Origin of the sequence: Reichenbachiella sp. MSK19-1 (genome assembly GCF_003590315.1) — a bacterium.
Classification (GTDB): domain Bacteria; phylum Bacteroidota; class Bacteroidia; order Cytophagales; family Cyclobacteriaceae; genus Reichenbachiella; species Reichenbachiella agariperforans.
The window spans coordinates 271,859-297,760 of sequence record NZ_MIER01000002.1; the positions used below are offsets into that span (position 1 = coordinate 271,859).

The window sequence follows — 25,902 nt, forward strand, 5'->3', positions numbered from 1 at the left end:
CTCAATCTAAGTTAAATTTTATTCTATGCACGCAGAGACGTGGAGTAGAATAGGGCTATTTTGTTAAAGTGAATAAGAAGAAAAATGAAAGAAGTAATGAGGAATTTTAGAGCATGGAAACAGATCGTAACCCTGTTGTTAGTTTGGGTGGTGCTGTTTATGATGAGTTCGTGTAGCGATGATGGAGGTAAGGAAGAGGAAGCCGTTCAGGTGGTACCTCCAACGCTCAATCCAGCATCTGGTATTACGCAGGAGAGTTTTAGTCTCTCATGGAACAAAGTCTCTGGAGCGGACAACTATCTCGTAGAGGTCGCTACAGATGAAGCGTTTGACAACCTCGTGTCTAGCTATGATCCGTGGACTGCTTATGGCGTGCTGTTGGATGTCGATGGTTTGACTTTGAATACGCCTTATTTTGCACGGATGAGAACCGTTGTTGGAGAGGAGATATCGGCTTATTCTAATGTGGTCATGGCGACTACTTTAGACGAAGAAGGCCCTGAGCCGGAGACGGCGCTCAAGGAGGTCGCTACGACTTTCTCTGTAGGGATGGCGGTGCAGACGAGTCGATTGACGGGGGATTATCTCACGATATTGACGAAAGAGTTTGATCAAATCACTGCCGAGTGGGAGATGAAAATGAGTGTGATGTACCCCTCAAGTGCAGGCTATGACTTCACTCGTGCCGACGAGCTGGTTGAGTTTGCGGAGACCAATGGTTTGGAGATTCATGGGCATTCGCTGATCTGGCATAATTCTACGCCAGCATGGGTAGAAGATTTTGCAGGTACAGATGCTGAGTTTGAGGCGATGGTCAAGGATTATATAATCACGACTGTGACACGTTACAAAGGAAAGATAAAGTCTTGGGATGTAGTCAATGAGGCATTCGAAGATGGATCGGGTAATTTGAGAAACAGTGTCTTCAGACAAAAAATGGGAGATGACTACATCGAAAAGTGCTACAAGTGGACACGCGAAGCTGATCCAGACGTTCTGATCTTCTACAACGATTACAACATGACGACTGATGCGTCGAAGCTAGGATCGACGATAGACATGGCGGAGGATTTTATCGCCAGAGATGTACCGATCGACGGGATAGGTTTTCAGATGCATATCTCTTACAATGGCCCAGACAGAGCTACGATAGAATCAGCTGCCAAAAAGGTGACAGATACAGGACTTATGCTGCATTTTTCGGAGCTAGACATACGAGCGAATCCTAACAACGATATGAGCGAGCTGACTGTGCAAAGAGCGGTGGATTTACAAGAAAAGTACAAGGAAGTAGTAGAAATCTATAATGCCATCCCTGAGGAAAGTAAGTTCGCGCTGACGGTGTGGGGGCTAAGAGATCAGGATACTTGGTTGATTGATTTTTGGGGTCACCAAGATTGGCCATTGATGTACAACAATGACTTCTCGGTCAAGAAGGCACACACTGGATTCTTAGAAGGGTTAGAGTAAACCTCATATATCAGTAACAAAACAAGAGAGGCTCGGAATATTCCGAGCCTCTCTTGTTTTGATTATTCTATGGCGGACAAGCGTATCCAGTCTATGTCTGCATAGCCTGGAAGACCTTTGGGGTTGGATTTGCTTGCATAGAGTGCGATTTTAGCACCGACCCATTTTCCTTCTCGCATGGTTTGTTCTGAACCTATGGGGTCGAATGCTTCCCCATCTATACTGTAAGCGTAGCTGGCCTTCCCATTTTTAACTTGAACGCTGAGCCATAGGGTAGATGCTTTGATGTCTTTTGAATCTTCATAGCTAGGGGTGGTGTTTTTTGGAGCATCGGTACAGATGCTTTGCACTACTTGAAGCCCCCCATTTGTTCTCCTGACGACTATCCCCGAATAGTCCATACCGAAAATCATCAAACCAGTTTCTTCTCCCTCTGCTAGATGTGCTACATCTAGCTTGATGGTAGTGAGAAAATCCATGGCGGGGATTTTCTGGGTTAGTATGTTGGGTGACATCCAGAGGTTCTGAGTGACTGTACTGAGAGGCTGGCTCGTCAACTGGAGGTGACCAGGTCGAGTAGTCAAACTGACGTATTGTGGTCGGGGGTTGGCGTTCCATTGCCATTGTAGCCCTAAGGTTGGTAGGTCAAATTCATCTGAGTCCTGAGGTGTCCATTGATCGTTACCGTAGTTCGTCTTTGGGTTCGAGTAGTTGAGTACAGGCTCGCCGACTCCTTCTTTGTTTGGGTTGATCCCCATCATAGGCCAACCTTTCTTCCATGTGACGGGTTGTAGATGTGGCACTCGTCCGTAGGGGCCTTTGTCTTGAAAGTGGATGAACCAGCTTTCTCCATTGTCGAGTTCTACCCAGCCTCCTTGGTGAGGGCCGTTTATGTTTGTGTTGCCCTGAGCGAGGACTATTTTGTCTTCATAGGGGCCATAGATGTTTTTGGATCGGAGGATGATTTGCCATCCGGTAGGGACGCCACCGCCTGGCGCAAAGATGTAGTAATACCCATTGCGTTTGTAGAATTTAGGCCCTTCTATCGTTGGGTGGTCTTGATGTCCATCAAAAACAACAGTTCCCTTGTCCAAGATTTGTGTACCGTCGGGGGTGAGCTCGACGACCTGTAGTAGACTTTTGACACCCGCTCTACTATGTGCAAATGAATGAATAAGATACATCCTGCCATCATCATCCCATAGGGGGCATGCGTCTATGTTGCCATAGGCTTTTTTGACGAGGACTGGAGCAGACCATTCACTGCGCGGGTCATCGGTCTGTACCATGAATATTCCACGATCAGGATCGCCCCAGTAGATGTAGAATAGTTCCTCGTGATAGCGAATGGAGGGTGCCCATACGCCATTGCCATGCTGTGGTGTGTCAAAATGTGAGTCTTGGTTGGCAGGGAGTGCATGATTGATCAGCGTCCAGTTGACCAGGTCTCGAGAATGAAGTATGGGTAGCCCTGGGACTGCGTTGAACGAGGAGGCTGTCATATAAAAGTCATCGCCGACCCGACATATATCAGGATCTGAGTAGTCAGCATGGATGATGGGGTTGGAGTAGGTGCCATCGTTATTGTCGGGATTCCAAACCTTAGATTGTGCCTGACTCTGGAGCGCAGCTACCCATAACAGCAGTACGAAAATGGATCGAGATGTTTTGTTTGTGAATGTCATCATCTCATAAATATCACCCAATAATCTCACAATTGATAGACGATTAGGAGGCTCGAAGGGTCGTTGTTAATTATTGAATAATAAATTCAGTGTTTGTGTATCAAGCGCCGAGCTGATGGATGTTTTTTTTAATACGAGAGGGGAATATTAAACCGCTTTGAGTTTAATGAGGAGGTTTTCTGGAAACATACTGAAAGCAAATACTTCCTTCACTTCTTCGGGCCGTACGGCTAGTTCCAAATCAAAGTTTTTGCAAATCGTGGAGAGGGTAATCACGAGCTCGCTCATCGCGAGTCCTTTGCCTGGACAGAATCTAGATCCACCTCCAAAGGTTCGGATCATATCAGGACTGTGTGCACCACCATGCATGGGACACCCGCTGCTAATCCACCGCTCAGGCATGAATTCGTCAGGTCGGATAAAGTTGTCTGGATGCGTCTGCGCTACCTTGTTTTGCATCATGATGGTTTCGCCTTTTTGGAATAGATAGCCTTCTATCTCTACGTCCTCTAGGGCGGTCATGTATAGGTTGGGTGTCACAGGTTTGATGCGGAGCGATTCTTGAACGACGGCATCTGTATAGGTCAGTGCACTGGCTTCCTCGTATGTGCTGGGGGTGTGGGAGTTGCTATAGATGTCATTGGCTTCTTGGCGGATTTTGTCCACTATGGCTGGGTTTTGTGCCAAGTAGTAGAGGCTCCAGGAGATACTGTTCGAGGTGGTGTCCTCGCCAGCCAGTAGCATGGTGAATACATTGCCAAACACCTCGTCATCGCTGAACGTGCCTTCGTTGGCTTGCTGTACTAGCAAGGCTTCTAGGAAGTTGTTTGGATGGTCTTTGATCTCTGGATGCTCTACCAAGCGTTTTTTCCCTTCCTCGATCAGCTGGTGTACGGTGCTTTTGATTTCGACCATGGCCGTATCGAAAGCCTTGTCTTTTTTGGATTTGATGAGTCGCCAGAGTGGGAGCGGTGCGGTGATTCGGGCATTGATCATCGGGAATATCTTTTCTAGATGAGTTTGGATCACATCCTCGCCTTTTTCGAGTGTGTTCATGGGATACCCAAATGCAATCTCTGTGGTGATGTCTACCGTGTAGCGCATCATTTCTTTTTGTACATCTATGGTTTCTCCTGCTTGGGCCATAGCGTTCCATTTGGTCCATAGTCGGTCTGCGACTTTAGAGATCGTAGGGAAGAAGCCTTCCACATTTTGCCGGTTGAGAGCCTGCATGGTAATGAGGCGGTGTTTTCGCCATGCCTCACCTTCGGCATTGAAAACACCCAAAATACCCATCTCCTTCAAGATTTCTTCGATCTTATCAAAGCGTCTGAATTTCCCCGGTCTCAACCGCAGAATCTCTTTGTTGATCTCTGGCTTGGCTGAGACAATGAACTTCTTGCCGAGCAAGCTGATGGTAAATAGATCTCCTACTTCCTCGACCCATCGTTCCATGACCTGATGCTTGTTATCCGCCTTGAACTGTGGTAGATGCCCTACGATGAATTTACCTTTAGGGGAAGGGAGTTGGCTGCTGGTGATGGGTGATGTAGTCATAGGTATCGGAGGATTGTCTTTCGTATCGATAAAACTAATATTCATTTGATACAAAGCGGCATGAATCGCAGGGCAATTGCATTTAAACCTGCATTCTGCAATAAGAAACCTATTGCGGACTAGTCAAGTGGCTGAAATACGGATGTTTTGGGGGATTGGGCTTACTACGTCATTGCGACAGGGCGAAGAGACGAGGCTTGTCCGCCGATTAGGAAGGTATCTGTAGGTGGTCTGTCCAACCTAAGCTTAGTTCGGCTCCCATGTTGCCTTACCTCAGGGTCGAGGTAAGCTTAGTTTCACCCTGTAGTAAGCTTAGGTTGGGGCTCTGGTAAGCTTACCTTCAGGCTCAGGTAAGCTAAGCTTTTGTCCAAAGCGCATAAAGCCTGCTCAAAAGCTTGTTTTGAAGGTTTTTGGGTGATGAAATAAATCCCCTGCTGGTTTCTGATTCCCCTCTCCTGATGAACGCATGGTTATGGCTGGGTATTGAGCCAATGAAGATCGCCAATTAGGAGTAAGCAAGTCTGAAGACTTGTCCTGTATAGATGCTTTCAAGTCTCGCTTTGCGCTAAGACTTAAAAGAGCTGGGTGGTGTGAGAGGCACGCTGACGGTCATTTGACCGTCAGCCGTCTACTCGATTATGTACCTTTTACTATTGAAATATCATGCTTGTAAAATTGCCTTATTAGGTTAGTGAAAATATTTTCGTCATTGAAAAATTTACCTAATTTGATCTCTATTAAGCTTCTACTCTTATAATTGAGTAATCCTGATTCATGTTTGAATAATCTTACTTCATTTTCTGGAATAAAATCTTCTCCTTTTGTTAATGAGTATACTTCCATTTGCTTGGCCAAATCGTTATCCATTAAGTCTATTTTGGGTGGGTTCTTTTCGTATTGCACAGTATACAATTCTCTAAAGAAATCTTTATCAAGATCGGTATCAAAACACATGCAAAATCCAGAATGCTTAGCAGCAAATTTCTTCCACATGTACTGGCTGTATCCCGTCGTTGTGAAACATGTGATACCGTGATATGTTTTTTTTAACGCTTGCATCATTTCCTCCGCGCTAAAAGGTTTGTCTGACCTTCTTGGTATTTGACTCTCTTTAAATATTTTTGAATATTTATTGTAGAGTTCAGGGTTTTGGTTGAAAAATTCGATTGAATCATCTAAAGACTCTTGAGGTTTGAATTCTCCTATTGGTAAATTATTGTCTTTTGGATCATCTTCGAATTTACTGTTAAACCACAATCCATATTTTTTTAAGTTGTCAACAGCTTGTTCATTGTAAGGAGAATACTTATAAATCTTCATAACCATGATACATAACAACCAAACACGTGACACCACGTCACATATCCGCATTGTATTTTAATTATTTCTCTTCTCAAAGCATGCTCTATTCAATGAACTTGATATGAAATATGCTTTGAACTGTAATAGAAAGTAAAATAGGGTAATAGATCGAAAGTGACAAGACAAGGGTACGTCCTGAATTCGATTCATAATTGCGTAATCAGAATATCTTTCCAAGGTCTTAAGGTCTATTTTATGCAAGCTTTGGAGAGGGGGCTAAAACAGCCTTGCCCTTTATGGAAACTGCTATTTAAAACCGAACTCAGGTTATTAGTATTTTTTCTTGATTTCGGTCAAGCATCGGAAGCCTACATCCATGCGATAGGCCTGCACGTCATCTGGGTAGAATAGTTCGTCTGCCGAGAAAGCGGTCATGAAACTTCCGCCGATCGCATAGCCTCCCTGCACGAGCTCCTTGACATTGCCATACAGGTTATAGATGCCTGAGGTAGTCGGCGCGAAGCTGTAGGCATAGGCTGGGATCTCAATGCCTAGCGGTTCAGCGGTATCTATTTTGAAATGATGGGTATAGCCAAAGTAGACATCCAGATCCAGCAGCGCAGGGTTAGCGAAGCGGTTGTCTATCCATTCGGTATCGAGGTGTTTTTTTTCATCATTGCCCAATTTGTAGTTTTTGATGTAGATGTTTTTGGATGGGATTCCTGCCATTTTTTTCCATTCTGATTCGGTAGGGAGTCTGCCAGCGTAGAGGTAGTAGTTGCCGTCTTTGATGAGTGCCTCTTTGTAGTTTCGGTTGACTTTTTTGGCGCGCCAGTCGCAGTAGGCGCGTGCGTTTTCGTAGCGGATGCCTACGACGGGATAGTAGTAGAACTCAGGATTCAGAAAGTACTTTGACCGGTACTTGGTTTCGAGCTGGGGTAGGTAGGGTTTGTCCGCATATTTGCCAGAGTCCTTCACTACATAGAACAGAAATTCCTGATAGTCTATGTTCGTCACCTCGGTCTGATCCACATAGGTGCCCTCCGCGATAGGGACCGTACCTGGAGGGGTGATGTAGGTTTGACTGAAAAACGGATTGTTTCGATTTTCCTTCCAAGGATCAAATTTCCCTAAATAAAAGACGCTCTTCTCTGACGCCCTATTGACATCATAGAGTTGGTAGATGACGCGACCTTCTTCGCTGTTGTAGGTGTAGTATGAGTCCGTTTTGGCGCTACAGCACCCAGGGTCTGCTGCCTCGGGGTGGTTTTTTTGCGCGGATGCGCAAAAAAACATACACAGGAAAAGGAGTGTCAGTAAACTGCGGTACATGATGAATGTTTAAGTCGTATAGTTGAGCGTGTCGAGGATTACGAAAATATAAGAAGTACGAGAAGTGCGCAACTTTTGGGACGTCCCAAAGTGCAATATCCCTAGAATTAGGTAATTGGCTTCTCTTACTCAGGGCAGTCGTTTTTAAAACACTGACTCCTCCAAGGGTTAGGTATTTATAATGCACAGTAGGGGTATAAACTAGGGCCTTGACTTTATGGTTAAACCCTTGGAGGGGCTGCATATTGGTTTAAATGCAATTGCTTTGGGCTTGCCAATAGGTTCTTCATCGCAACGAAAACCTCATTATATTCGCAGCTTCATTTTAGAAACCTGTGTTCTATTTTTTAAATGCGCTAATAGGAGAGCAATCAAGATGTTTTTGTCATTGCGATGATTAGGAGAAATCTAAGGCGATATCGTATGGTGACAGCTTAATTATAGAGGTATGGAAAAAGTTTGTAGGAAGCCTTATAGCCAAATTTATTAATCAAACTCAGGTTAGAAGATACTTAGAAGAGTCACCTTATAGCACAGATACAGACGATGACAGCATACGAGCAGATCAAAGAAGCGACCGCATATATCCAGTCCAAGGTGGATTGGACACCCAGTTACGGGATCATCCTAGGGACAGGGCTGGGCGCATTGGTAGACGATATCGAAATCGTCGCGGAGCTCAACTATGAGGATATTCCTCACTTTCCGATCTCTACGGTAGAGTTCCATACGGGCAAACTGATTTTTGGTCGCCTCGGAGGCAAACAGGTGGTGGTGATGAAGGGGCGTTTTCACTACTACGAGGGCTACACGATGCAGCAGGTGAGTTTTCCGGTGCGGGTCATGAAACTGCTCGGGATACAAAAACTGTTCATCTCTAACGCAGCAGGGGCTCTCAATCCAGACTATGGCAAGAGTCACCTGATGATCCTTGAGGACCATATCAACCTCCAGACAGAGAATCCCCTAGTCGGGAAAAATATCGATGCGCTGGGGGATCGTTTTCCGGATATGAGTGAGCCCTATGACCAGTCGTTGATTGGTCGTGCATTGGAGATCGCAGCGCGGCTAGATACCAAGGTGCACCGTGGTGTATATGTAGGAGTCAATGGCCCTAATCTGGAAACGAGAGCTGAGTACAAGTTTCTCCGTATCATAGGCGCGGATGCCGTGGGGATGTCTACTGTACCAGAGACGATCGTAGCACGACAGATGAATATCCCCGTCTTTGCAGTATCCGTGATGACGGATCTCTGCTACCCAGGGCATATCGAGAAGGTCAAAATCCAAGACATTATCGCAGCGGCCATGAAGGCAGAGCCAGCCATGACCCAGTTGATCCGTGAGCTGATCGAATCGGATTGATGTCAGTCATATGTGTGCGAAAACTATTAAATATGGTTAAAAGCGAGGGCTAGATTATTAATTCTCGATTTCAATGATAGTTTTGCATCAGTTTGTCAATCAATAGGAAATTATAAGTACTTCGTCTTGTCAATAGTAGTAGAAAATCTCACCAAGATATACGGTCAGCAGCGTGCCGTCTCGGACATTAGCTTTACGGCCAATAAGGGTGAAATCCTAGGCTTTCTCGGTCCCAATGGTGCTGGTAAATCTACCACGATGAAAATAGCGACCGGCTATCTGATCCCCGATGCGGGACAAGTGATCGTAGCGGGTGAGGATATCGTCCAGCAAACACGCGCCGCACAGCGAAAGATAGGATACCTGCCAGAGCACAATCCGCTTTATTTGGATATGTATGTGCATGAGTTTTTGCAATTCTCGGCAAGGACTTATCAGATGTCTAAACCTACGGCTCGCATCGCAGAGGTGATCGAGCAGTGTGGGTTGACGAGGGAGCAAAACAAAAAACTAGGACAACTGTCCAAAGGCTACCGCCAGCGTGTAGGGCTGGCGCATGCGCTCTTGCATGAGCCAGAGGTACTGATACTCGACGAACCTACGACTGGACTTGATCCTAATCAGATACTAGAAATCCGGAAACTGATTAAAGAAGTGTCTCGTGACAAGACGGTGATTTTTTCGTCACACATCATGCAGGAGGTTCAGGCGTTGTGTGATAGAGTTGTCCTCATCAACAAAGGCGAGATCATAGCGAATCAATCCATCGCGGATTTCTCCAAAGGTCTCCAAACCGAAGCGGTACTGCGTGTAGAGTTCAAACAAGCGATAGATGTATCGGTATTAGAAGGGCTGGATGTACTGACGAAAGTTACGCATCAGCAGGACGGACACTACAAAGTACATGCTGCCAACAGTGAGGAGGCCAGAAGTGCGATCTTCAAACTAGCAGCCGAACAAAACCTGCCACTGGTCGGCTTGCAAGAGGAGGGAGACTCGCTCGAAGATATTTTCCATCAACTAACGCAGGAGAGCTAATGTTCGCAGTATTCATCAAAGAAATCAATAGTTTTCTCAATAGCCTGATTGCCTACATCGTGATCGCGGTGTTTCTCACGACGATTGGGCTGTTGATGTGGGTGTTCCCAGAGAGTAGTATTTTAGAGTATGGCTATGCAGACATGAGCACACTGTTCAACCTCGGGCCGTATGTATTCATGTTTTTGATCCCAGCGATCACTATGCGCTTTTTTGCGGAGGAGAAACGCACAGGTACGAATGAGTTGCTATTTACTCGTCCGATGACGGCTATTGATATCATCATGGGCAAATACCTGGCAGGGTTCGTACTGGTTGTCTTGTCTGTCTTGCCGACGCTATTGTATTTCTACTCCGTGTATCAGCTAGGCAAGCCTGTCGGTAACCTCGATATATCAGGGACTGTTGGTTCATATATTGGGCTACTGTTGCTCGGTGGAGTGTTTGTTAGTATTGGCGTATTTGCGTCAGCGATCACAGACAATCAGGTGGTGGCATTTGTGGTAGCGGTGTTCTTGAGTTTTGTGTTGTATTCGGGGTTGGAGTCTTTGGCGGCTATTGATATCTGGGGTGCTTCTGCGTTGATATTGCAGCAACTTAGCATCGTGTTTCACTATGGCGCATTGAGCCGTGGGTTGATCGATATGAGTGATATAGTGTATTTCTTGAGTGTCATCGGTGTGATGTTGCTGTTGACGAAGTTGGTATTAGATGCGAGGAAGTGGTCATGAATAAACTAGTCAACATACTGCAGTTTTTGATAGGCGTGATGGTCCTTGTGATCATCAACCAGCTGGTGGATCGTTTTCCAATCCGTATCGATCTCACAGAAGAAAAAAGATACTCTATCTCCGATGCGAGCAAAGAAGTTCTGGAGAGTTTGCAAGAGCCTGTTTATGTGGAGGTTTTTCTAGAAGGAGAAATGCCTGCTGGATTTAAACGTCTGCAAAAAGCCATTCGGGAGACGCTCGATCAGTTGGAGTATTACTCCGATGATCAGGTGGTCTATACCTTCAAAGACCCATCTGCTGCCTTGAGTACCAAGGCGCGCAACGAGTATTTTCGTTCGCTGATGAAACGTGGCCTGCAACCTACTAACCTCAACTATACCCGTGATGGCAACAAGACGGAGAAGCTAATATTCCCAGGGGCAATCGTGAGCTACTATGGGAAGGAAATACCAGTCCTGCTGCTCAAAGGAAATCAAGGTGCATCGGCCGAGGAGCAGCTGAACCAGTCTATCGAAGGGATAGAATATGAACTGGTGAGTGCGATTCGCAATCTTTCCACGGATGTGAAAAAGAATGTAGGCTTGATCCTAGGACATCAAGAGCCTGACTCGCTGAATCTGGCTGGTTTGACTGGAGCACTGAGCGAAAAGTACAATGTGTTTAAGGTAGATTTACCTAGCCGTACGGCGGATTTGTCAGTATATGATGCAGTGATATTGCCTAAGCCTACGACGTTATTTAGTGCGCAAGAGAAATACCTGCTTGATCAGTACATCATGCAGGGAGGCAAGGCATTGCTGTTCCTCGATGCGTTGCGTGTGAATATGGATAGTGCCTCTGGAGAGGGGACTTATGCTTTCCCTTATGAACTGGGACTAGACGACATGCTGTTCAAGTATGGTGTGCGCATCAATCGCAATTTTGTGCAGGATATTTTCAGCGGGGAGTTTCCTATCGTAGCGGGAATGACTGGGGATCAGCCACAGATACGCATGCTGCCATGGCCTTTCTTTCCGAATATCAACACTTTTGGGGATCACCCGATCACTAAAAATCTGGATGTGATACAGATGAAATTCGTCTCCACGATCGATACGGTCAAGGCGGATGGGGTGACCAAAACACCGTTGTTGATGACTTCTCAGTACTCAATGGTGTCTTCTACACCCGTCAAAGTGGCGTTTAACGAACTGCAAAAGAATCTCAAACCTGAGCGTTTTACGGCAGGGTCGCAGGTGACTTCTTATTTGCTCAAGGGGAATTTCACCTCGTTGTACAAGAATCGGATTTTGCCGGATGGCGTGGACAAAACGAAGTTCAAAGAGAATGGGGAAGAAGCTGTAATACTCGTGTGTGCGGATGGAGATATGATCCGAAATGAGTTTGACCTACAGTCTGGAGAACCACTGGAACTAGGACTGAGCCCGTACAATCAGCAGAAGTTTGCCAATGCTGATTTCGTGCTCAATACGCTGGATTATATGCTCAACGAGGAGGGAGTGATCACCTCTAAAGCCAAAGAAATATCGATCCGTCCGCTCGACAAGGTGAAGGTGGCGAATGAAAAGCTGTGGTGGCAGCTGTTTAACCTGGTGCTACCTATCGTACTGCTCGTTACGTATGGCGTGGTACGAGTCTATTTGAGAAAAAGAAAATATGCAAAGTTCAAATGAGTAAGGTTCAAAAATTAGGTGGAGTATTATTGGTCTTGGTACTGATATCTTCTGTGCTCTTCTTGTTTGATGGGCGTGGAGGGAGTGATCAGATCGACCGTGATCGTTTTGTGATTGCAGACACGGCGGCTATCGATGCGATTCATATCCAATCGACGGATCAGGACATACATGTCGTTCGTCAGGGGGATACTTGGACGCTCAACGATACCTTGGCGATCGATCCATCACTGATGCAGATCACCAATAGCATCATGAGTCAGGTGACTGTACAGCGTCCCGTCAGTCAGTTGAACAAAGCTGAGGTGAGACAACAGCTCGAAAAGACAGGACAGAAAGTAACGATCTCTTTAGGAGACGAGAGCCGTACGTTCTATACTGGAGGGAACCTGCAGAAGACGCAGTCTTACTTTGCTGATGAAGAATTGGAGGAGGTTTATCTGGTAGGGATACCGGGATATCATCACTATATCCCTGGGATATTCGAGTTGACACTCAACCAGTGGAGAGATCGATTGTTATTTGATTCCAACTACCGGAGCATACAGGAGTGGACGATAGATTATGCAAAGGGAGTTGATCTCAAAATGGAATTTGAGGATAGGTTTTTTAGTATCGCTGGTGTGCAGCAGATAGATACTGCGGCGCTGATGAGCTATCTCAACGGTTTTGAGCAGTTTCAACTCAATGACTACCTGAGTCCAGGGAAGTATCCGCGCTATGATAGCTTGTTGACGACAGCACCTATTGCTCATTTGTCATTGACCGATATTGATCAGCGAAAGAATAGAGTGTTGGATATCTATGCCAAGATTCCAGGAGAGCGATTTTATCTTTATTCGGATGCCAATAAGGAAATGATCGTAGTGGATGAAAAGCGTACCGAGGCACTGTTGAAATCTCCTAGCCAGTTCAAAAGAGAGTAATCTGATATACCCCTTTCATTGCTTTATTTTAGGGGTTTTTTATTTGGATTTTATCATTAACTTTGGCTCAAATTCTGAGGAGTGTCTTTCCTCGTGTTTTCATATAACAAGAACATAACAAATTCCTTTAGCTAATGAAATTTATCGTTTCATCCTCGTACTTATTGAAGCAACTCGCAGCTATCAATGGCGTGATCACTACTAATCCTGTAGTGCCAATCCTTGAAAATTTTCTATTCGAAATAGCTGATGGTAAGTTGACGATTACTGCTTCAGATTTACAAACTTCGATGATTACGGAGTTAGAAGTGGAGGCCAAAGAAAATGGCAGCATCGCAGTTCCTTCTAAAATCTTGTTGGAAACATTGAGAAACCTGCCAGAGCAACCGGTGACTTTCACGATTGACGAAAACTCATACAGCATTGAAATCAACTCTGACAATGGTCGATACAAATTGGCTGGCGAGAATGCTACAGATTTCCCTAAAGTTCCTACTGTGTCAGATGGTAGCTCGGTTAATATCTCATCAGATGTATTAGGCAACGCGATCAATAACACCATCCTAGCGACGAGCAACGATGAGTTGAGACCTGCGATGACGGGGGTGTATCTGAACCTATCAGATACCAATACGACCTTCGTAGCGACTGACGGACACAGACTGATCAGATACAGAAGAGTGGATATCGCTTCTGATGCTGGTGCGAGCATGATTATCCCCCGCAAAGCATTAACACTATTGAAATCTACATTGCCATCTGGCAATACCAATGTCAACGTAGAGTACAACGTAGCGAATGCGTTCTTCAAATTTGACGGGATTCACATGGTGTGCCGTTTGATTGATGAGCGTTTCCCAGATTACGAAAATGTGATCCCGTCGAACAACGATAATGAAATGACCATTGATAGATTAGAGCTTTTGGGATCACTCAAACGTATTGCGATCTATGCAAACAAAACGACTCACCAAGTACGCTTGAAGATAGCGGGCAGCGAGTTGGTGATTTCATCAGAGGATTTAGACTTCTCTAATGAGGCAAATGAGCGTCTATCTTGTGATCATGACGGTAGTGATATCGAGATCGGGTTCAATGGTAAGTTCTTGATCGAAATGCTAGCCAATATTAGCTCTACACAGGTAAGTATGAAGTTCTCAGAGCCTAATAAGGCAGGACTACTCTTTCCAGTAGATGGAGACGAAAACGAAGATTTGTTGATGCTGGTGATGCCAGTGATGTTGAGCAACTATTCTGCATAAGAGAAAAAATAAGCACATTCGAAAGGCGAACCCTCTCAGATGGTTCGCCTTTTTAGTTTAGGACTTGCGTGCCATGAATTTAGGTCTGCTGAAACATAACCATAAGCTAAAAATCATACAGTACATTTCTCTTCACTGACCTGCTCTTTACTGAGTCCAGGCATGACTAGTTCAGCAGATTGGAATTATTTTTTCGCTAAGGACTGGCGTTCTTTTTGACTCAGTGCAATGTAGGTGTGCCCCTCCCAGAAAGTGTCTGAAAATGATGATGCTTCGTGAAAGAAGATCGCTTCTTCCGCGAGAGTGTTTTCTAGTACGGGTGTTTCATAGATAGTTTCGAAATCAGTGACTAGCATCAGCGCTTCCATACTGTAAGTACGACCGTCTACCGTCCATTCTCCTAGGTAGGATACTCTATGGATGTAGCATGTGCCATCGATCTCTTTGTACTCTTCTATCCATTTTACACGAGTCCAAAAGTCTTGATGTGTGATGATAGGATAGTATTCGGCACGGATCACCGCTTTGGTTTCAGAATCTACAAATAATGTACCACTGGCAGTCCCTTTTTTGGTTCTTGGTTCAAAATGAATTTCGAAAACTTCTCGTCCATCGTAGATGGTGAGGTCTTGCTTGGAGAAGTAGTAGTCATCTTTGTTTTCAGAATCTAAAAAGCTTGTTTTTCGTCTAGAAGCAGCCTGAACCATATCATGGACGTGACCACTAAACATAGGCATGTCGACTGTGTCGAGTAAGACAAATTCTTTCTTTCTTGTTTTTTCTGCTCTGACCTGTACTTCGTTATCACTGTAGATAGTCGGGAGGTAGATGTCGAAAATCCCCTCTGCGATGAAGTAGTAGTTGTCGCCGTAGCGAATCGACTCTTTGTAATATGATTCTAGTAGTTGATCCTCATATTCGTAGTTGAGGTGGTGGTGACTATATACATCGGCCATGACATTTTCGGCCGAATAGATTTTGACATCATTCAACATTTGAGTTTGGTTATTCATAGCAATAACTAGATCAGTAGTCCCTGCCGCCAAGGTCAGTTGCTCTGATTTGTATCCCATGTATTTTACCTCTATGTATACACTATCTACTTGTTCGTGTATAGTCAGGACAAACTGCCCATCTAGGTTGCTGGTGGTGCCGGAGTGTCCATGTACGATATTGGCAAAAGGTAGGGAAGCATGTGTCTCTGCATCAATCACTCGGCCAGATATCATCGTGTCTGATTCGGCTAGTCCTGATAGGCTGGTACATAGGAGGAGAGAGGTTAGCGCATATAGGTTAATCCAATTCATGATAAGTGTATCGGTTACAGTAATCTCTCGAATCAAGCTAATATTAGGTAGGAGGCTGCAAAATTCCTACATACAATAATAGCTGTATGTACACATTTGTCTATCCTCTATTGCTCGAAATTGATCGATGAAAAATGGGGTGTTCATCGAAAATGTACGTGTAGATGTAAGTAGATGCTAAGTGTTATTGCTGGGTTTCTTTAGGGATGCTGATGAAGACGGTGGTACCATGATCGAGTTGGCTTTCGAGTGTGATTTTCCCTTTTAGCGCATTGATATGATTGTATGCCATATATAGACCTACTCCGCGCCCCTCGATTTGCGGATGTAATTTTTCGTAGAGCTTAAATAGACGATCCTTATAGGCGGTCATATTGATGCCCATGCCATTGTCTTCTATTGCAAATCGATGTTCTAACTCATCGGACTCATATCGCACATTGATAATAGGAGATCTGTCTTTGTGCTTAAATTTGATAGAGTTATCAATGACCTGCAGGAAGATGTTATTTAGGAAGCCTGGTATAGATAGGATTTCATCCGTCTCTTCGAAATTCGTTTCTATTCGTGCTTGGCTTAGGATGATAACTTCTTCTAGTTCTTGCTCGACTGTCGATAGACATTCTTGGAGATTTACCTGTTGGTAGTGCTTGTGTTTTTTGTCACGAATAGAGACGGTTTTGTTTAGGTCCTTGATGATCATGTCCAGATTGTTTGTTGACTGACGCATCAGGTCTAGAATTTCCTTGTTGTCACTGTTGAGGTTGCTTTCATCTATGATTTGAGTTAACCCCATGAGGTTGACGAGTGGAATTCTTAGGTTGTGGGAGATGATGTGTGCAAAACGTTCTAAATCATCGTTTTGTCTCTGTAACGTTGAAATCAAAATATTTTTTTCTTCTTCGATAGCATTCCTTTCTGTGACATCTTGGATTACACCATGTATTTCATCTCCTTCGATTTGTGAGTTTTCGGTGGCGATGAATTCAGTTCCATCTTTTCTCTTGAACTTAATTTTGTAATCGATCAGCATTCCGTCCGTTTCTAACTGAGCGATGAGGTTGTCTCGGTAGTTTTCGTTGGAGTAGTATGTGCCACATTTGTGGTGCATCATCTCTTCTTCGCTGTTGTAGCCAAACATTTCTACCATGGTTTGGTTGACGAATAGTACGTCACCTTTTTTGTTAGAACGATAGATTCCTACTGGCAGTGTTTGTGTGAGGAGTTTGTAGTTGCTTTTGGTTTTGAATAGGTAGTTGGTGGTTTGTGTTTGTTTCGAGATATCCTGTATGGTGCCAATCACTCGGATGGGTACACCAGCAGCATCTTTGATGACCTCTCTTTTTTCTGAGATATGTTTGATGAAGTGGTTTCGGGTTTTGATACGGTACTGTATGCGTCTGGGATATCCACCTTTGATGGCGTCTTTGATGGCATTGTCATAGTCTTCGAGCTCATCTTCAAAGATGATGGCGCGTATGACTTCTATGCTAGGTGTGATGATCTTGGGTTGGTCAAAAATATTATAGACTTCATCTGACCAAGTCAGTGTGTTGGTGTTCAGATCCCAATCCCAGACACCTAGTTTGGCTTCTTTCTGTGTATGATCAAAAAGGAGTTTCAACTTGTCATAGTCTGAACTGCTAGGATTATTTTCTCCTACGTCTTGGCCATTTTTCTTCAAAAAGTCTTTTGATTTTTTGAAGATTATAGCAGAACCACCGCTTATAAGCCCCACTGTGAGTAGAGACCCAACGATACCATAAAAATCCATAAATGCTACTTAAAATCTGTCTATGCTGTTTGGTGTGGTAGGTTTATAGTACAGTCAGTTTTGTAATTTTTCTCGCTCAAATCTATACTTTTTTATCCTGTCCACCAACTACTCACAATCTGTCTCTTGACAGATTGTTTTAATGGGTAGCACTTCATTTGAAAGGCTAAGGTGAACAGGTACAGTTTTTTAGTAACGGCTTGAGTATGTTTTCGTCACTGAGGTGGCTCATTAATGTATCTGAGGCGATGCAATAGTGCTAGATACATTGTTTATTTGTGGCTTACCGCCATTGTATGAAGCCATTCTCTTCTAAATCTTTTGGGTTTTTAATTGCACTTTTGGGTGTAGTACTCTTTTCTGCTAAAGCCGTCATGGTTAAGCTAGCGTATGTCCATGAGATTGATACGGTGACCTTGCTGCTCTTTCGGATGATGTTTTCTCTTCCTATCTATCTAGCGATTGCTGCATGGAACTTTTCTGTATTGAAAGAAAAATTGACGCCTAGGATATTTGGAGCGGTTATACTGTTTGGGTTTCTTGGTTATTATTTGGCCAGCTATTTTGATTTTCTGGGCTTGCAATACATCAAAGCGAGTTTGGAGCGAATCATTTTGTTTATTTATCCCACGATCGTTTTGTTCCTGTCTTGGTTTTTTTTGAAAAAGCGGATTACTAAAAACCAGATGATCGCAGTGGTGGTAACCTATGCTGGGATCATAGTGATGTACCTCCAAGAGCCTGGATTTTCTGAGCTATCCAATGTCACGGGGGTGCTACTGATTGTCTTGAGTGCTTTGACTTATGCGTCGTATTTGGTGGGGAGCGATTGGTTAATTCCGAAATTGGGACCAGTGGTGTTTACTTCTTTGGCGATGATGATTTCTTGTGCATGTGTGGCTGTTCATTATTGTTTCGTAGGGGACTTTGAGTTGATGAGTTATCCGATGGAGGTGTATGCTTTGAGCTTAGGTATGGCGGTGTTCTCGACGGTTATTCCTTCCTATCTGATCTCTTATGCAATCAAGTTGTTGGGAGCATCGGACTTCTCTATTGTAGCGAGTTTTGGACCTGTCTCTACGATTGTATTGGCTTGGATATTTTTGGGTGAGCGGTTGACGGTTTTTCAGATGATTGGGGCGATAGTGGTGATTATCGGCGTGTATTTCGTGACGAGGAAAAAGTAGAATGATTCTCTATTGAGAAGACAATCGCTAATCTGTTTTTTAACATAAAATAGATTGTATCTTTAGGCTCATATTAAATTAATCTGTCTAATCGAATGAAATATTCCAAGCTTTGGCTCGTAGCGTTGGCCATGTCTTTCAGTTCTTATCTTCAAGCACAATTTATCATAGATGCCCAAGTCAGACCGAGGGCTGAATTTCGAAATGGGTTTAAAGAACTAAATGCCCCTGATGAAGGCCCTGCCTTCTATACAGAACAAAGAACACGACTGTCTGTTGGGTTCACTCAAGAAAAATACAAGGTCAAAGTGACTGCACAGGATGTTCGTATGTGGGGATCCACCAATCAACCCTACAAAACCGACGACAACAATACGTTACATTTTTCAGAGGCTTGGGGACAATATTTCTTCTCAGACAAATTGTCCTTCAAAGCAGGTCGGCAGATTATCCGCTATCACAACGAACGTTTCTTTGGTAGTTCGAACTGGCAGCCACAGGGCAGGAGTCACGATGCGCTGTTGTTGATTTATGAGGATCAGGAATCAGGATGGAAGATTGATATAGGGGGGGCATTCAACCAAAATGCCTATGAACCATCTTTGCTCCAAGGGACTTTTTATGATGGAGTCGTTAATTACAAACACATGGAGTATGTCTGGCTGACCAAAAGGTTGGAAAAGCTAGAAATCAATGCCATGGCTCTGAATAATGGATATCAGAATGTGACTGATTCTAGTGGGATTGCTCAGCAGAGTTTTGCCTTGCTGCTAGATTATAAAGTAAACGATCGTTTGAAAATAGGAGGAGAATCCTATCTGCAAATGGGAAAGAATAGAGCGGGAGTGGATAATTCTGCACACATGCTGGCAGCTTATGCGACCTATAAGACTGACATGACACCCATTAAACTTGCCGTGGATTACATGTCAGGGACTAGCTATGGATCATCGAAGGATCATTCTTTTAATTCTCTATTTGGATCTAATCATAAATTCTATGGCTACATGGACTACTTCTATGTGGGCAATCCACACCGTATGCAGGGAACGGTCTACAACACAGGCTTGTTGGATTTCCGCATCATGACAGAGTGGAAGACTGGAGCAAATTCTTCACTCAAAGCCAATATTCATCAGTTTTTTAGTCCTGTAGATATCGTGGATGTCAATGACGTGTCACAATCCTACTCGAGCAATCTTGGTACAGAGATCGATCTAGTGATGACTTGGAAACTGGATCCTGCAGTCACTATCAACCTAGGCTATTCTCAGATGTTTGCCACTGAGTCGATGGAGCAGATCAAAGGGACAGTGACGGGGTATACAGGTGAAGCCTCAGCACTCAACAACTGGGCTTGGGTCATGGTAGATTTTCGACCACAGCTTTTTAATTCTTCGAAGAAGGATTAACTTAATGGTACCATGAACCTCCTAAATAAGATAGTACCGCCTGACCAGTGGATCGTGCCTGTTACACTCTTGTGTGGGCTGATGGCTGGTTTAGGGTTCTATGTATTGAGAGTGTCCAACGCGGTATCCTACCTCTCTGACGATCCCAAGGCATGCATCAATTGCCACGTGATGACTCCCGAGTACATCACGTGGGATCATAGTTCGCACCAGCGTGTCACCGTCTGCAATGATTGTCATGTACCGCACAACAATGTGGTGAACAAGTACTATTTCAAAGCAATGGATGGATTGTACCATGCCTCGATCTATACGATGCGAATGGAGCCTCAGGCGATCACCATGCGAGAACCCAGTCAGCATGTAGTACAAAACAATTGCATCAGGTGCCATATCGATCAAGTCACCGATGCAAAAATGGCATCTTGGGTGGATAATCATGAAGAAAATAGAACCAGCAGAGCCTGCTGGGAATGTCACAGAGAGACTCCTCATGGCAGAGTGAAAAGCTTGGCGGCCATTGGTCAGTTCATTGAACCGTTGTCCGTCCGTCAGCAGCAGAAGGAGCTTGTCCCTGACTGGATCAAAAAACAATTGAAGTCTTCTAAATAACCAAATGTCCCGACCATGGCCTCTATCAAAAAAAGACATGTATTTTTATTTTTTGCGACTGCAGTAGCAGCCTTTTTACTGAGCCTGTTAGCCAATAGCATCATCAGTAGAAAAACCGAATCCAAGTTCGCCTACCAACCCATGGTAGAGATAGCCGACAATGAACCTCGAAACCAAGTGTGGGGAGAGAACTTTCCGAGACAGTATCAGTCGTTTTTGGAAACCAAAGACACGACCTTTCAGAGCTACCAAGGCGGAAGCAAGCCTGTTGATATGCTGGAGAAAGATCCTAGACTGGTAGTTTTATGGGCTGGATATGGCTTTTCGAAAGAATACAATGCGCCGAAGGGACACTCCTATGCTATAGATGATATTAGAAATATCCTTCGTACAGGAGGGCCTACAGGTCCTGGGACTGGTCCCATGCCGAGTACTTGCTGGACCTGCAAGAGCCCAGACGTCCCTCGTCTGATGAATGAGATCGGAATAGACGAGTTCTATAGTGGCAAGTGGGCAGACAAGGGGTCTGAAGTCGTCAATGCTATAGGGTGTGCCGACTGTCACAACCCTGAGACCATGAGCCTTCGCATCACACGCCCAGCGCTGATCGAGGCGTTCGAGGCGATGGGCAAGGATATCAATGCATCGAGTCATCAAGAGATGCGCTCTCTGGTGTGCGCGCAGTGTCATGTTGAGTACTATTTCAACAAGAACCTTCCGGGCAAAGAAGGCGTGCCTTATTTGGTGTTCCCATGGAGAGACGGTACTTCTGTGGAGGCGATGGAGGCCTACTATGATGAGATCAATTTCAGTGACTGGACGCATGCGGTGAGTAAAGCGCCAATGCTCAAGGCTCAACATCCAGGGTATGAAATATACAGCACGGGCATACATGCCAAGCGCGGGGTGTCCTGTGCGGATTGTCACATGCCATATACCTCAGAAGGTGGACAGAAGTACACAGACCATCATATCCAGTCTCCTCTCAACAACGTGACCAACTCCTGTCAGGTCTGTCATCGTCAAGACAAAGAGGATTTGGTAGCAGATGTCTATACAAGACAGAAAAAGGTTGGTGAAAATATGGAGAAGTTGGAGAAAATTTTAGTTCGTTTGCACCTAGAAGCGGGCAAGGCATGGGAATTGGGCGCGAGCGACGAAGATATGGAAAGTATTCTTCAGGATATTCGACATGCACAGTGGAGATGGGACTATTCGGTAGCGTCTCATGGGGCTTCTTTTCACTCTCCCGTGGAGGTGAGTAGAGTGGTCAGTTCGGCGATGGATGTGGCAGGCCAAGGTCGGATCAAGCTGGCCAGATTGCTGGCGAGTTTGGGGTACAACGAAGAGTTGCCCTATCCAGACATCACCACCAAGGACAAGGCGCAACAATTGATGGGAATCGATCGTGTAGCTTTGGAGAAAGAGAAGGAAGAGTTTAAGAAAAATATCATACCGCAGTGGCTCGAAGAGGCTAAGAAACGTGAAGAAGGCATGGGGGTGAAGAAGGCCGTCTCCATGAAGTAAGGAGATACAAATCATATGAAATCAGGAATTTTTAAAGTATTGTTTTCTAATCAGTTGACAACAGTGCTTCTTTTGCTTTTTGCCATAGCGATGGCTTACGGTACATTTTTGGAAAACGATTTTGGTACGCAAGCCGTCCAAACGATGATCTACAAAGCCTGGTGGTTTGAGGTGATCATGTTTTTGTTGGTGCTCAATTTTGCGGGCAACATCTTTCGTTACAAGCTCCTGCGTAAGGAGAAGTTTCCCATCTTTTTGTTTCATGTCGCATTCATCGTCACGCTCATTGGGGCATTTGTGACACGCTACTATGGTTTCGAGGGGCTCATGAGTATCCGTGAGGGGCAGGCTGCTTCGCAGATCGTTTCGCAGGAGCGCTACCTTCAGATCGAGGTGACCAAGGGAGACTACAAAGAGACCTACGAGCAGCAACTCAATTTATCCTTTTTCAGTCAACCTGACTTTGACTTGTCTTTCGGACAAAATGGAGAGGTGACGGTAGAGGCTGCCGCTTTTGTGCCGCAGGCCGAACAAAAAGTAATTGAATCCAAAACAGGAGGTACCGTACTCACTGTAGTGACTGCCGGCACCACCGGTAGAGAAAATTTGTACTTGCAGTCGGGCGGGTCGATCCTGGTCAATAACTACCCCGTCACATTCAACAATCCCGTACCGGGAGCAGTCAATATCTATGACATGGATGGCGAATTGAAGATTCAGTCTCCCGTAGAGCTATCGTTTATGATCATGGCTACCCAGTCAGGTGGTAGGTTGCCTGCAGATACGCTACAAGACCTGAAATTGCGCGCGCTGTACCAAGGGGAAGGAGTAGCCTTCGTAGTACCAGAGATTTTTGAGCACAGCGCAGTGGTCTATCGTCAGTCCGAGGATCAGCAAAAGGCCAAGACGCTGGATGATCTGCTGTTTGTCAAGCTGTCAGATGGTGAGATACAGCATGAGGTGCTTTTGCCTGCTTTTGACGGCAACTACAGCGACAAACAGCACGTGCAATTGGGGGCGTATCATATCGACATCACCTACGGGCCCAAGCCCATACAGCTGCCCTTTGAGATTGCATTGAATGATTTTGAGTTGATACGCTACCCTGGATCAGTGAGCCCATCGTCCTATTCGAGTCGTGTCACGGTCATAGATGGAGAGGAGCAGTTTCCGTATCACATCTACATGAACAATGTACTGGACTACCGTGGGTATCGATTCTTTCAGGCATCCTACGATACCGACGAACTGGGTACGGTGCTCTCGGTCAACAGCGACTGGTGGGGGACGAACATTACCTATCTCGGCTACACTTTGCTGGGTATCGGGATGTTCTTGACACTGTTTTGGAAGAACTCTAGGTTTCAAACCATCAATAAGAAATTGTCCGCACTCAATGCCAAGAAGGTCGCTTCTACGGTTGCACTGGTGTTAGGACTATGGAGTGGCGTATCTGCTCAGGAGGCGGGTCAACAAGACCAACAAGCCTTTCTCAACAGTATAAAATCCAGTTATATCCCCGCGGACAAAGCCAATGATTTTGGGGAGTTGCTCGTGCAGGATCTGGATGGACGGATCAAACCAGTCAATACCTTGTCATCCGAATTCTTGAGAAAGGTGCATGGACGCTCGTCTTTCGCTTTGACGCCTGATATGAAGCTCAACAGCGATCAGCAGTTTTTGATGATGCAAATCAACCCCATGGTGTGGCAGGCTGTGCCCATCATCAAGATCGATCCGAAGAAAGGAGCGGCCATCCTCGAAACGATAGGCAAAGAGGAAACCAAATATTTGGCTTTCACCGACCTGTTGGACCAACAAGGCAATTACCTGCTATTGGATTTGGTGGAAGAGGCCAACCGCAAGAAACCCGCAGAGCGATCCAACTTGGACAAGGAGCTGATCCATGTAGACGAGCGGTTCAATGTTTTCTTTCAAGGGTTGACCGGGTACTACTTGAAATTGTTTCCGCTAGAAGGCGATCCAGAGAATACTTGGTTTCATGACAAATACGAGGGAGAGGCGTTCAAAGGAGAAGATTCTGTATTTGTAAAGCGCATCATGCCGATGTACTACCAGAGTGTACTCAAGGCCAGTAGAGACAAAGATTGGACGCAAGCCGATGAGACGCTGAGCTACATCCGTACCTTTCAAATTGTAAAAGGTGCAGCCGTGATCCCTAGTAGCAACATCCAGCGGGCAGAATTGCTGTACAACAAACTCAGGTTGTTCAACCACCTGTTCTCTTTCTTCTGGTTGACAGGTGTCGCACTATTGGCCGTTGCGATCTTTTCGGTTTTTTATCCGAACAATTCGTTGGTCGACAAGAGCAAGATCGGTTTGACCGCAGTGGTTTTTGTGGGCTTTTTGGCCTTGACCTTCAACCTGATCTTGCGGTGGTATGCAGCACAGTATCCTCCTTGGAGCAACGGCTATGAGATGATCATATTGGTGTCTTGGGCGCTGATGTTGTTTGGCTTCTCATTTTACCGCAAGTCTGATTTTGTGGTGCCGCTGGCGGCTCTGTTTGCTGGGACGCTGCTGTTTGTGGCCTTCTTGGATTGGCTCAATCCTGAGATCACCAACCTTGTACCTGTACTCAAATCCTACTGGCTCAAAATCCACGTGGCGATCATCGTGAGTAGCTATGCGCCGTTGGCCTTGTCAGCATTGCTGGGAATACTCACCTTGGTGTTTATGATTGTCGAGAAGAAAGGCAATGAGCGCTTGTTCAACAGCATGAAAGAATTAAGCTACATCAGCGAAATGTCCATGACCATCGGACTGTTCATGCTCACCATAGGAACTTTCCTCGGTGGGGTATGGGCCAATGAATCCTGGGGGAGATACTGGGGCTGGGATCCAAAAGAAACCTGGGCACTGATCTCGGTGATCGTGTATGCGACGATACTCCACCTGCGTCTCGTACCGAAGCTCAACGACCTCTATGTCTATAGCTTGGCCAGTGTAGTAGGGTTCTTTAGCATCATCATGACCTCCTTTGGGGTCAACTACTACCTCGCAGGTTTGCATTCTTACGCCAAAGGTGATCCCGTACCGATCCCACAGTTCGTGTACTGGATCGTGGCTGGCGTGGTGATATTGGCGATACTCTCCAAGTGGAACTATAAGAAGCTGCACGGGCAGAAGAGCTAATCGCCGCTGACCGTGCAGGGTTCGCATTGATTGGGGATTTGAAATGCCCATCGTCTCTATAGATGTCTATCCTAGTACACTAGTACAATTGCGATCGAGTAGTAGAAGTACTGGGACAAAAGCCTGCGCAGACTTTGTCCCAAACCTACTGATGCTTTACCAAAAACCTACTGATACTTTGCTTCAGACCAAGGCAGACTTTACACCAAACCCGTACAGGCTTTGTTTGAAACTCGTACGGGTTATATACAAATCCGCGTAGACTTTGCGTGAAACCCGTGCAGACTTTACTCCGAATCTGCACAGACTTGAGATCAAATCCGCGCAGACTTGGAGACAAACCCGCACGGGTTTTTGGAAAGACAAAAACAGACAATATCCTCAATCTCCCTCGTCTGTGACGAGGATGTCATGGTAGAGCATTTGCAATGCGATCAACAGCAGGAGTAAGGGATTCGAATTTTTCTAAATATCTGGAGAAAGATATATTAATAGCAGATCCAGACCACTAGCGAAAATTATTTCTTTTATAAAAACTTTACTAGACGGTTCCGTTTATTAAAGGAATGATCTATTGTTGTATAAT

At 45.1% G+C, this 25,902-nt stretch carries 18 protein-coding genes; 12 read left to right on the top strand and 6 right to left on the bottom strand.

Translation table 11 applies throughout. The annotated features are described in order from the left end of the window. Positions 1-84 precede the first annotated feature (84 nt). Entirely contained in the window at positions 85-1,470 is a 1,386-nt protein-coding gene (locus BGP76_RS01205) for an endo-1,4-beta-xylanase (protein WP_119843316.1), read from the top strand. Between the two features lie 62 nt (positions 1,471-1,532). Here BGP76_RS01205 and BGP76_RS01210 read toward each other — a convergent pair whose 3' ends face one another. The 4 genes from BGP76_RS01210 to BGP76_RS01225 all read right to left on the bottom strand — a co-directional run bounded on the left by BGP76_RS01210 (position 1,533) and on the right by BGP76_RS01225 (position 7,346). Continuing rightward, positions 1,533-3,158: a glycoside hydrolase 43 family protein gene (locus BGP76_RS01210; RefSeq protein ID WP_255416023.1), complete on the bottom strand. Its 1,626-nt coding sequence runs from the start codon at positions 3,156-3,158 to the stop codon at positions 1,533-1,535. Positions 3,159-3,302: 144 nt separating this feature from the next. Then, a complete protein-coding gene (locus BGP76_RS01215; RefSeq protein ID WP_158583981.1) occupies positions 3,303-4,712 on the bottom strand; it encodes a cytochrome P450 in 1,410 nt (469 codons plus the stop codon). 636 nt (positions 4,713-5,348) lie between these two features. Continuing rightward, complete coding sequence (locus tag BGP76_RS01220; RefSeq protein WP_158583983.1) at positions 5,349-6,032, bottom strand: DUF2971 domain-containing protein; 684 nt, start codon at positions 6,030-6,032, stop codon at positions 5,349-5,351. 312 nt (positions 6,033-6,344) lie between these two features. Continuing rightward, complete coding sequence (locus BGP76_RS01225) at positions 6,345-7,346, bottom strand: SUMF1/EgtB/PvdO family nonheme iron enzyme (protein ID WP_119843319.1); 1,002 nt, start codon at positions 7,344-7,346, stop codon at positions 6,345-6,347. A 546-nt stretch (positions 7,347-7,892) separates the two neighbouring features. Here BGP76_RS01225 and BGP76_RS01230 point away from each other — a divergent pair. The 6 genes from BGP76_RS01230 (at position 7,893) to dnaN (ending at position 14,341) form a co-directional block, all read left to right on the top strand. After that, positions 7,893-8,711, top strand: a complete 819-nt coding sequence (locus BGP76_RS01230) for a purine-nucleoside phosphorylase (RefSeq protein ID WP_119843320.1) — start codon at positions 7,893-7,895, stop codon at positions 8,709-8,711. Positions 8,712-8,837: 126 nt separating this feature from the next. Further along, positions 8,838-9,749: a gliding motility-associated ABC transporter ATP-binding subunit GldA gene (gene gldA, locus BGP76_RS01235; RefSeq protein WP_119843321.1), complete on the top strand. Its 912-nt coding sequence runs from the start codon at positions 8,838-8,840 to the stop codon at positions 9,747-9,749. After that, positions 9,749-10,480, top strand: a complete 732-nt coding sequence (gene gldF / locus BGP76_RS01240) for a gliding motility-associated ABC transporter permease subunit GldF (protein WP_073120050.1) — start codon at positions 9,749-9,751, stop codon at positions 10,478-10,480. Before gldA ends, gldF begins: the two co-directional genes overlap by 1 nt. Continuing rightward, positions 10,477-12,153, top strand: coding sequence for a gliding motility-associated ABC transporter substrate-binding protein GldG (gldG, locus tag BGP76_RS01245; RefSeq protein WP_119843322.1), 1,677 nt, complete (start codon positions 10,477-10,479; stop codon positions 12,151-12,153). Before gldF ends, gldG begins: the two co-directional genes overlap by 4 nt. Continuing rightward, positions 12,150-13,079: a DUF4340 domain-containing protein gene (locus BGP76_RS01250; protein ID WP_119843323.1), complete on the top strand. Its 930-nt coding sequence runs from the start codon at positions 12,150-12,152 to the stop codon at positions 13,077-13,079. The genes gldG and BGP76_RS01250 overlap by 4 nt, the downstream gene beginning before the upstream one ends. A gap of 134 nt (positions 13,080-13,213) precedes the next feature. Then, positions 13,214-14,341 (top strand): DNA polymerase III subunit beta, encoded by a 1,128-nt coding sequence (dnaN, locus tag BGP76_RS01255; protein WP_073120042.1) that lies wholly within the window; start codon positions 13,214-13,216, stop codon positions 14,339-14,341. A 185-nt stretch (positions 14,342-14,526) separates the two neighbouring features. On the opposite strand, the gene BGP76_RS01260 is transcribed toward dnaN, so the two are convergent. Together BGP76_RS01260 and BGP76_RS01265 are read right to left on the bottom strand one after the other, a co-directional pair. Further along, positions 14,527-15,648, bottom strand: coding sequence for a carboxypeptidase-like regulatory domain-containing protein (locus BGP76_RS01260; RefSeq protein WP_147407342.1), 1,122 nt, complete (start codon positions 15,646-15,648; stop codon positions 14,527-14,529). Between the two features lie 184 nt (positions 15,649-15,832). Continuing rightward, positions 15,833-17,422: a PAS domain-containing sensor histidine kinase gene (locus tag BGP76_RS01265; RefSeq protein WP_119843325.1), complete on the bottom strand. Its 1,590-nt coding sequence runs from the start codon at positions 17,420-17,422 to the stop codon at positions 15,833-15,835. 296 nt (positions 17,423-17,718) lie between these two features. On the opposite strand from BGP76_RS01265, the gene BGP76_RS01270 reads away from it, so the two are divergent. The 5 genes from BGP76_RS01270 to ccsA all read left to right on the top strand — a co-directional run bounded on the left by BGP76_RS01270 (position 17,719) and on the right by ccsA (position 25,316). After that, on the top strand, positions 17,719-18,609 hold the full coding sequence (locus BGP76_RS01270) for a DMT family transporter (RefSeq protein WP_119843326.1): 891 nt from the start codon (positions 17,719-17,721) through the stop codon (positions 18,607-18,609). A 95-nt stretch (positions 18,610-18,704) separates the two neighbouring features. Further along, on the top strand, positions 18,705-20,021 hold the full coding sequence (locus BGP76_RS01275) for an alginate export family protein (protein WP_119843327.1): 1,317 nt from the start codon (positions 18,705-18,707) through the stop codon (positions 20,019-20,021). Positions 20,022-20,033: 12 nt separating this feature from the next. Continuing rightward, the gene (nrfH, locus tag BGP76_RS01280; protein WP_119843328.1) at positions 20,034-20,633 is read left to right on the top strand and encodes a cytochrome c nitrite reductase small subunit; all 600 of its coding nucleotides are present in this window, start codon (positions 20,034-20,036) and stop codon (positions 20,631-20,633) included. Between the two features lie 15 nt (positions 20,634-20,648). Continuing rightward, entirely contained in the window at positions 20,649-22,160 is a 1,512-nt protein-coding gene (nrfA, locus tag BGP76_RS01285) for an ammonia-forming cytochrome c nitrite reductase (protein WP_119843329.1), read from the top strand. 15 nt (positions 22,161-22,175) lie between these two features. Further along, positions 22,176-25,316, top strand: a complete 3,141-nt coding sequence (gene ccsA, locus BGP76_RS01290; protein ID WP_119843330.1) for a cytochrome c biogenesis protein CcsA — start codon at positions 22,176-22,178, stop codon at positions 25,314-25,316. The last annotated feature ends 586 nt before the right edge of the window (positions 25,317-25,902 follow it).

Excerpts from the sequence above, each read along its gene's own strand:
- BGP76_RS01205 (WP_119843316.1), top strand. The coding sequence starts at position 85 with ATGAAAGAAGTAATGAGGAATTTTAGAGCATGGAAACAGATCGTAACC.
- BGP76_RS01210 (WP_255416023.1), bottom strand. The coding sequence starts at position 3,158 with ATGATGACATTCACAAACAAAACATCTCGATCCATTTTCGTACTGCTG.
- BGP76_RS01215 (WP_158583981.1), bottom strand. The coding sequence starts at position 4,712 with ATGACTACATCACCCATCACCAGCAGCCAACTCCCTTCCCCTAAAGGT.
- BGP76_RS01220 (WP_158583983.1), bottom strand. The coding sequence starts at position 6,032 with ATGAAGATTTATAAGTATTCTCCTTACAATGAACAAGCTGTTGACAAC.
- BGP76_RS01225 (WP_119843319.1), bottom strand. The coding sequence starts at position 7,346 with ATGTACCGCAGTTTACTGACACTCCTTTTCCTGTGTATGTTTTTTTGC.
- BGP76_RS01230 (WP_119843320.1), top strand. The coding sequence starts at position 7,893 with ATGACAGCATACGAGCAGATCAAAGAAGCGACCGCATATATCCAGTCC.
- gldF (WP_073120050.1), top strand. The coding sequence starts at position 9,749 with ATGTTCGCAGTATTCATCAAAGAAATCAATAGTTTTCTCAATAGCCTG.
- gldG (WP_119843322.1), top strand. The coding sequence starts at position 10,477 with ATGAATAAACTAGTCAACATACTGCAGTTTTTGATAGGCGTGATGGTC.
- BGP76_RS01250 (WP_119843323.1), top strand. The coding sequence starts at position 12,150 with ATGAGTAAGGTTCAAAAATTAGGTGGAGTATTATTGGTCTTGGTACTG.
- dnaN (WP_073120042.1), top strand. The coding sequence starts at position 13,214 with ATGAAATTTATCGTTTCATCCTCGTACTTATTGAAGCAACTCGCAGCT.
- BGP76_RS01260 (WP_147407342.1), bottom strand. The coding sequence starts at position 15,648 with ATGAATTGGATTAACCTATATGCGCTAACCTCTCTCCTCCTATGTACC.
- BGP76_RS01265 (WP_119843325.1), bottom strand. The coding sequence starts at position 17,422 with ATGGATTTTTATGGTATCGTTGGGTCTCTACTCACAGTGGGGCTTATA.
- BGP76_RS01270 (WP_119843326.1), top strand. The coding sequence starts at position 17,719 with ATGAAGCCATTCTCTTCTAAATCTTTTGGGTTTTTAATTGCACTTTTG.
- BGP76_RS01275 (WP_119843327.1), top strand. The coding sequence starts at position 18,705 with ATGAAATATTCCAAGCTTTGGCTCGTAGCGTTGGCCATGTCTTTCAGT.
- nrfH (WP_119843328.1), top strand. The coding sequence starts at position 20,034 with ATGAACCTCCTAAATAAGATAGTACCGCCTGACCAGTGGATCGTGCCT.
- nrfA (WP_119843329.1), top strand. The coding sequence starts at position 20,649 with ATGGCCTCTATCAAAAAAAGACATGTATTTTTATTTTTTGCGACTGCA.
- ccsA (WP_119843330.1), top strand. The coding sequence starts at position 22,176 with ATGAAATCAGGAATTTTTAAAGTATTGTTTTCTAATCAGTTGACAACA.